This is a genomic window from Aurantimonas sp. A2-1-M11 (genome assembly GCF_036549475.1).
Classification (GTDB): domain Bacteria; phylum Pseudomonadota; class Alphaproteobacteria; order Rhizobiales; family Rhizobiaceae; genus Aurantimonas.
The window spans coordinates 1-7012 of the sequence record NZ_JAZHLI010000116.1; the positions used below are offsets into that span (position 1 = coordinate 1).

At 57.3% G+C, this 7012-nt stretch carries 5 protein-coding genes; 2 read left to right on the forward strand and 3 right to left on the reverse strand.

Annotation, left to right across the window (positions count from 1 at the left end):
• Positions 1-373: 373 nt before the first annotated feature.
• Positions 374-1096, reverse strand: a complete 723-nt coding sequence (locus VQ042_RS24100; RefSeq protein WP_331822813.1) for a DUF262 domain-containing protein — start codon at positions 1094-1096, stop codon at positions 374-376.
• Between the two features lie 874 nt (positions 1097-1970).
• On the reverse strand, positions 1971-3221 hold the full coding sequence (locus tag VQ042_RS24105; RefSeq protein WP_331822814.1) for a cation:proton antiporter: 1251 nt from the start codon (positions 3219-3221) through the stop codon (positions 1971-1973).
• Between the two features lie 1088 nt (positions 3222-4309).
• On the opposite strand from VQ042_RS24105, the gene VQ042_RS24110 reads away from it, so the two are divergent.
• Positions 4310-5254, forward strand: coding sequence for a hypothetical protein (locus VQ042_RS24110; RefSeq protein ID WP_331822815.1), 945 nt, complete (start codon positions 4310-4312; stop codon positions 5252-5254).
• Between the two features lie 208 nt (positions 5255-5462).
• On the forward strand, positions 5463-6275 hold the full coding sequence (locus VQ042_RS24115) for a nickel-binding protein (protein ID WP_331822816.1): 813 nt from the start codon (positions 5463-5465) through the stop codon (positions 6273-6275).
• Between the two features lie 162 nt (positions 6276-6437).
• Here the strand turns inward: VQ042_RS24115 and VQ042_RS24120 are convergent.
• A partial coding sequence (locus VQ042_RS24120) for a site-specific integrase (protein ID WP_331822817.1) occupies positions 6438-7012 on the reverse strand: 575 nt, incomplete at its 5' end.

The window sequence follows — 7012 nt, forward strand, 5'->3', positions numbered from 1 at the left end:
AGCACCGCTCGCATCGCAGGACAGACCGCCTTCGGCGCCATCCGCGACATCGCTGCTACGCTCTTCGCACCCGCTGCTCAGACCCTCTGATGCCAGCCACCTGAGCAGTTACCATCAGCAGGCTCCGGACTTTGAAGCGTCTTATATATAACGAGTATTTGCCCCTCATACGGAACATAATCCGAGCTATAAATGCGAAGACGCGCGCCGCAATACCCTGCAGTTTTAACCAACCCATCTCTGACACGGTCGATAGCGGCGTGAAGAGCTTCACTTGTTTCGCCGCGCATCGTAAACAACGCATCAGGCAATGGATCTTTTCCAAGCTCAATTCCTAGTAGTTTAATCAACGTCTGCTCACTAACGCCGAAGCTTATGAATTCCAGACTGTGATTGATATCAGCAAATCTCTTCCATTGAGATCGAAATCATTTGACCACGTGACAGCACGCATGAAGTCGACGGTGTCGAGCTTAGTTCCGGTGTTATTGATCCGATCGAATATCTCAACAACTGAATTTACATCTTCTCGGGTAATCGTGACGATCGGAACCATATATTCCTGAAAGCGTGCTTGGAGGTCGATTACGCCGTCCATCCAACGATCGACATGAGTTTCTCCAAGAAATGTCTTTTGAAAATCCAATAACTCGCGCGGGTTCATCAGCGCCCTGATTGGTATTGATGCCTCAGAGTCCGGTGGCAACATACTCTGGTGCATAAATCTCCCGCTATCTAGATCAAAATGGACGTTCAACCGAGGATCACTGCGTTCTCCGTAATGGAACACTCCATAAAGAGAAGATAGTCTTTGCATACCGTCCAAAACATAGTTAACTGGATAGGTTATTTCTGTATCCAGGAAAATTTTATAATCATACGCCGCATCCCGAAGAAGAGGCGACTTGACGGTCCAAAGCAATAAGCTGCCGATCGGGAACCCTTTGTATATACTTTCTAGCAAAGAAATGATTTGATCCTCATCCCAAACCAGGTTTCTCTGAAGGGCCGGAATTCTAATATCGCCCTTTGCGATTCGGCGAAATATAGTCGTCAGATGGTCGACAGTCGGGCTTGGTGGCAATGTGTCGGTCACTCTTCGCCCCCATCCACTTTGACTTTTTTCTTCAGCTCCACGATCATTCCTTCCAGCAGATGCAATGTATGTCCGAAATATGCGCCTTGGAATTTCGGACTCGCTGGCCGCCATTTCCAGTTCGGCTCTGCATTAACGTCGCCGGTTCGCTTATCTTCGTAGAAGACGTGTGTCAGGTCATTTAATACATCTTGTAATTGTGTTGTTGCCTGGATCTCTTGGAGATATCGAAGAAGTCGTCGAAGTGGGCGGTCGTCTCTACGCCGTCATCGGATCCGGCGGCTTCCTGGGACTGGGCGAGAAGCAGGTAGCCGATCCGGACGATCATTCACGATTGATCGATGCTGCCTCCATATTTCGATCGTGGCAACCTCGACCCCGTCGCTCCTGTTGGAAGACGAGCGAAAGGTGACAGAACCGCGCAAAATTAAAAAACGCATGTGCGACGTAAACTTAGTGTAACGTTAGCGTAAACCTCCTCATCGTAAAAGGTGGGTTTCGACCGTTCTGTCTGGCTGACAGAAAATCCTGACGAGCCGGCAGTGTAAACCAATTTCGGCTCTAAATCGGCATTGAAAGACGCCGATGTAAACTTTTGTCACCCATACAAGCAGTCTTGTCACCTTGCCAGATCTTCTGCCGTTGCCGGAGAAGGCAATCGGCCCGTCGGCCCGTCGTCTCGTTTGCGGTTGCCGGAGCGCAGTAGCTCTTATCACCCACCATGTGCTCGTCGTCGCTCATACAGACTCACTGGCGCGCCGCCTTGTGTCGAAGCATGAAATATCATGGGAACCGAGAACGCTCGCCAGTGGGCCCCGGTAAGCGTCTTAGATCAAGCGAGCGAGAAGCTCTCCGGCGCCGCGCAGATGGTCACTCAGTCAACCACACGTCCCGTCGCTCTGCCTTCATCAAGGTGACGCATGATCGGCGTGACCACGATACCGTGTATGACAATCGACATCAGAACGACGAGGCAGACCGTCACCCACAGGAACTCCGCCTGGGCGAATTCGGCCTGCCCCAGCGCATAGGCAAGGTAGTAGAATGACCCGAGTCCGCGGATGCCGAAGAAGGCAATCACCGCCTTCTCCTTTGCCGGTGCAGAGAACCCCATAAGGCTGATCCAACCGGAGATCGGGCGAACTACGAGCAGGATCAGGACCGCGAGAACGACGACCTGCCAGTTTAGGGCGCCGAAGATCGAACCCTCGGCGATGGCCGCTCCGAAGCAGACCAGCAGGACCATCATCACCAGCCGCTCGATCTGCTCAGCGAAACCGTGCAGGCGCTCATGGTAATCGTGCTTTCGCTCTACCGAGCGCATCGCCAGCGCCGCCACGAAAACCGCCAGGAACCCGTAACCGTTGATCAGCTCCGTGGAGCCATAGGCGAGGCAGGTGATGCCGAGCGCGACGAAGCCGTCGCCGGTCTCCGAAAGCCCGGCGCGGTTGGGCAGTCGGAACATCAGGTGTCCCATGATCTTGCCGCCGATCCAGCCGCCGGCAATGCCGGCCGTGAGCTTCCACAGGACGTCCACGAGCAACCAGTCGGCGAAGAACGGCTCGCGGGATAGCTGCGACAGAGCGATAGCGATCGCGAGGTAGACGAAGGGGAACGCCGCGCCGTCGTTGAGACCCGCTTCAGACGTAAGGGCAAAGCGCACGTCGTCATCTTGGCCCGATTGAGGCGGGCCGACCTGGACGTCGCTTGCGAGAACCGGGTCGGTGGGGGCGAGGGCCGCGCCGAGCAGGAGCGCTGCGGCGAGATCAAGCCGGAGGATGGCTCCCGCCAGAAGAGCGATCGCGAGGATGGTCAGCGGCATGGCGATGCCGAGAAGCCGCCACGTGCTTTCCCAGCCGCGCCAGCTGAGGGCACGATCGAGCTTGAGTCCGGCGCCCATCAGGGAGACGATCACGACGAACTCGGTTAGGCGTTCCGTCGCCAGACGGTTCTCCAGCGGGTTCGCCGCGATGACGGGAAAGAGCGGCGACCAGACGAGCAGCATGCCGATGACGATACACACGATCGGCAGCGAGAGCGGCAGCTCCTTCAGGAGCATGGGCAGCCAGGCAGTCAAAAGGACGACGGCACCGAAGACCGCGAGGAGAAGGATGTAGATTTCCATCGCGCTATAGCTGCAACGCCGTGCTGGAGTGGCAATGCCGCCGCACTCCGCCGCGCATTCCGCAAGTGGCTGATCAACGCTCGCGTTCCGGACGCGTAGCGCTGAGAAGCTCATACAGACTCACTGGTGCGCCTCCTTGTGGCGGAGCATGAAATCTTCTTCGGAACCGAGAACGCGCGCCAGCGAGCTCGTATGGCTCTCTCAGAGGAGTTGAGGATAGGCTCCCGGCCCTCGACGCCCGCAGGCGGCGCTCCCTTGGACATCCGCAGTCATACCTAAGACTTTGCTCCCTTCTGATGTCGCTCAGCCCCGCACAGATCGCTCAGCTCGAGGCGGAGCGCGACAGCGACGACGCCTAGCCCGTGCTCTCGCTTTCGCAAAGCAGAAGCGCAACGCCAATCTGGCGAAGCAGACCGCAGCCGCTGTCGATGCGAAGATCAGGGCGACAGTGCAGTCCGAAATGCGCGCCGCGTCCCGAACAGGTGGCTCATTCGGTCGCTGATCGCGCAACCGTCATAGTGAGTCACTGCCGAGCGTCAGTAGCGCTTGGCTAGGGAGCTGACTGACAAGCCGCATACGCTTGTCAGGGACTCGCTGTGTCGATCTACGCGCATGTCGGCTCCTTATCCGAGGTAGCATCTGTAGCATCTCGACGGCATCGCTTTTGACGGACCAGTCGGACGGCACGGATTGCCGCAAGCCCGACACCCGCTTTGATATCGAGGGACCGCTTCTCTGAGCCGGGAGTTTTCTTTGAGCCGGGACAGATCCTTCATAACCGGAAGCATCCACGGGTCTCAAAGCTATCCCGGAAATTTCCGCTTTTTCTCTCTATATTTAACCTTCTTTTTATAGCTTATAACAATGGGGGGGGAAAGCGGAAATTTACGGGACACAATGGCGATCAAGAGCCTCTCCGGTTGAGAAGAATCTCTTAAACGGAAAGCAGCTAAGGACTGGACGGAGTTTGGCAATCACGTCTTCGGGTTCCTTATGCGTTGACGCTTCCGGTCAAAAGCGTCTTGATTTCGGTCGACTCCGGCCGTCAGACTATGTTATGTTAGATGAATGAAACCGGATCGCCAGGAATGAAAAACGTCGCCATCCCTGACGAAACCTTCGCTCAAGTCTCGGCGCTTGCAGCCGAGCTTAGCCTCAGCCGAGGCGAAGCGGTTGCGACCGCTATCCGCGGCGACATTGAGCTTCGCGGTCTCGGCTCGAAGATCGGACTACCCGGTTGGTCGTTCTCGCGTGAAGGCGACGCGTTCCATGTCGAGACGCCGATCGGCGTGATGTATTGGCCGCTCAAAGTCGCCAACGCCTTCGTTCTGAATCTCGGTAAGCTCGCAGTCGGCGTTTCGTCTGCGACGATTTGGGACATCGACGCGGGTATTCAGATCGCCCGCAAGGGCAACGGCCTTATCCTGACGCGCCGGGTCAATGGCGGTGATACTGCCGACGACGGCCGAAAGACCTCGATCACTCCTTCGATCGCCGGTGCGATCATCGCCGAGATGACCCGCGCCCTCCAATGCAAAAGAGCCGAGGATCGCAGCAACGATCCCGGCCAGAAAGCGATTAGCAAAATGAGCGATAGCAGAACCGATTCCGCGGTCCAACGCAACATCATGCCCGATGTTGAAGGTTGGTTGCAGCAATACCACGACGATTGCCGTGCCGCGAAATATGACCGTGTCTGCGAGGCGAATCGCAAGTCAGCCAAGGCTGAATACGCGGCGAAGGTCATGGCTACCAAGGGGCGTCCGGTTCGCTCCTACATGCCGACGAAGGACACCCGACCGCTCGCCAACCTGGAAACTCGCGAGGAACGCCGCAGACGTCAATCGCGTGAGCAGAAGCGCAAGAAGCTCGGCCTGAACGCGCGACCAGTTCGGACCCCCGAAGAGAGGGCCGAGCACGAGCGCAAGATGAACACCGAGCGGAAGAGAGAAAGCCGCGCAGAGGCGAAGGCCAAAGCGGAGCAAGCGAAGCACTTGGAGCAGAAGCGGCACCCGGAGTTCGGCCTGTTCTAGCCTATAATGCCCGACGTGGCCCCCGCGCATTGCAACCCCGAGGACATGGCTAATGATTGCGATCTCCCGAAGCGCCGTCGCGGGACTGACCGTCTGGAGGCACTCGGCACATGGGCGACACGGTCGACGGGGGCATCTCGACCACCAGGCGAAAGAGGAATAGCATTCCTGCCGGCTGTCGGGACGGAGACTGCTGGAGGAGAAGGCCATGCCGATTTTTCTCGACCGTCACGATCTCAGCGGCCTCACTGCATCTGACATCGCCGAAGCCCACCGCAAGGATCTGGAAGTCCAAGAGCGTTACGGCGTTCGCTTCCTGACTTATTGGTTCGATGAGGCCAGAGGAACTGGATTCTGCTTAATAGACGCGCCAGATATTGCCGCAGCAATGAGAGTTCATGACGAGGCACATGGTGACGTGGCGACCGATGTCATCGAGGTGGATCTCTCAGCCGTAGAGGCGTTCTTGGGCCGAATTGCTGACCCGACCCCCAGCGGACCGGACGCGACGATGAGAATCGACGCGGCCCTTCGTGCGATTATGTTCACCGACATCGTCGATTCCGTCGGCATGACTGCGCGACTGGGTGATATGCAGGCAGTGGAGATGGTCCGAGCACATGACGCGATTGTTCATAGAGCGCTGAAGGACAATGGCGGACGACAGGTTAAGCATACAGGCGACGGCATAATGGCCTCGCTCGATGATGCCGACTCTGCGGTGCAATGCGCGCGCGCGATCCAGCAATCATTCGATGCCTTTAACCTGGCAAGCAGAGAAAAGCTGCATATTCGGATTGGCATCGATATCGGTGAGCCGGTTGCCGACACAAATGACCTTTTTGGCTCAACCGTCCAGACAGCCGCTCGATTATGCCAGTCGGCAGATCCGGAAACGATATTGGTATCCGATCTGATCAGGGTTGAACTGAACCATACCTTTGATCTGATCGAACTCGGTTTGCGTTCGTTGAAGGGGTTCGATGGCGGGGTGCCCGTATACGAAGTTCGGTATCGATAAGATCCCTGCGGTCTCAGCAGCGCCGACTCCATCATGCATTCCGGGAGAGATCTGTGAAATCGGAGGAGTTGAGGATACGTCCGCAACCACGCGGCCCGAAGGCACTATCCCTCTGCGAATGTCCGGCCAGTATCTAGGACTTCGAGCGAGCGGACACTCAGGTCACCCTAAGCGGTCGACAAAGTCCGCCGCCTTTAGATGGCTGTAGCGCTGCAGCATCCGGAGCTCCTTGTGACCGGAGATCGTCGCCGTCTCGATGACGTTGAACCCGCGTTCCAACAGCCGGGTCACCGCCTCGTGGCGGAGGTCGTGGTATCGAAGATCAGGGATGCCCGCGCGACTCCGTAGATGGCCCCAGGCTTGCTCCACGGCGCTCTTGGTAGTCTCCATCACCCTGTCACTGGATGGCTCGCTGGCGAGGCTCCTGAGCGTTTCTGTAGCACGCTGGGACAGGGGGATATCTCGGCTGTCGCCATTCTTCGTCATCGGCAGATGGGCAACGCGGCGATCAAGATCGACGTTGTCCCAGGTCAGCGACAGGATCTCGCCCTGACGCATCGCTGTCTCGACGGCAAGGATGATCATGGGGCGCATGAAGGGATTACGGCCCGCGTCAGCGGCTTCCTGCGGATTCCGACGAAGCCGGCCATGCATTCCAAGATGAAGCCGGCCACCTGTTCCGATTTCATTCCGGCCGCCGTTCCGATTTGAAGCCGGCCACCTCCTGATCTGATCCT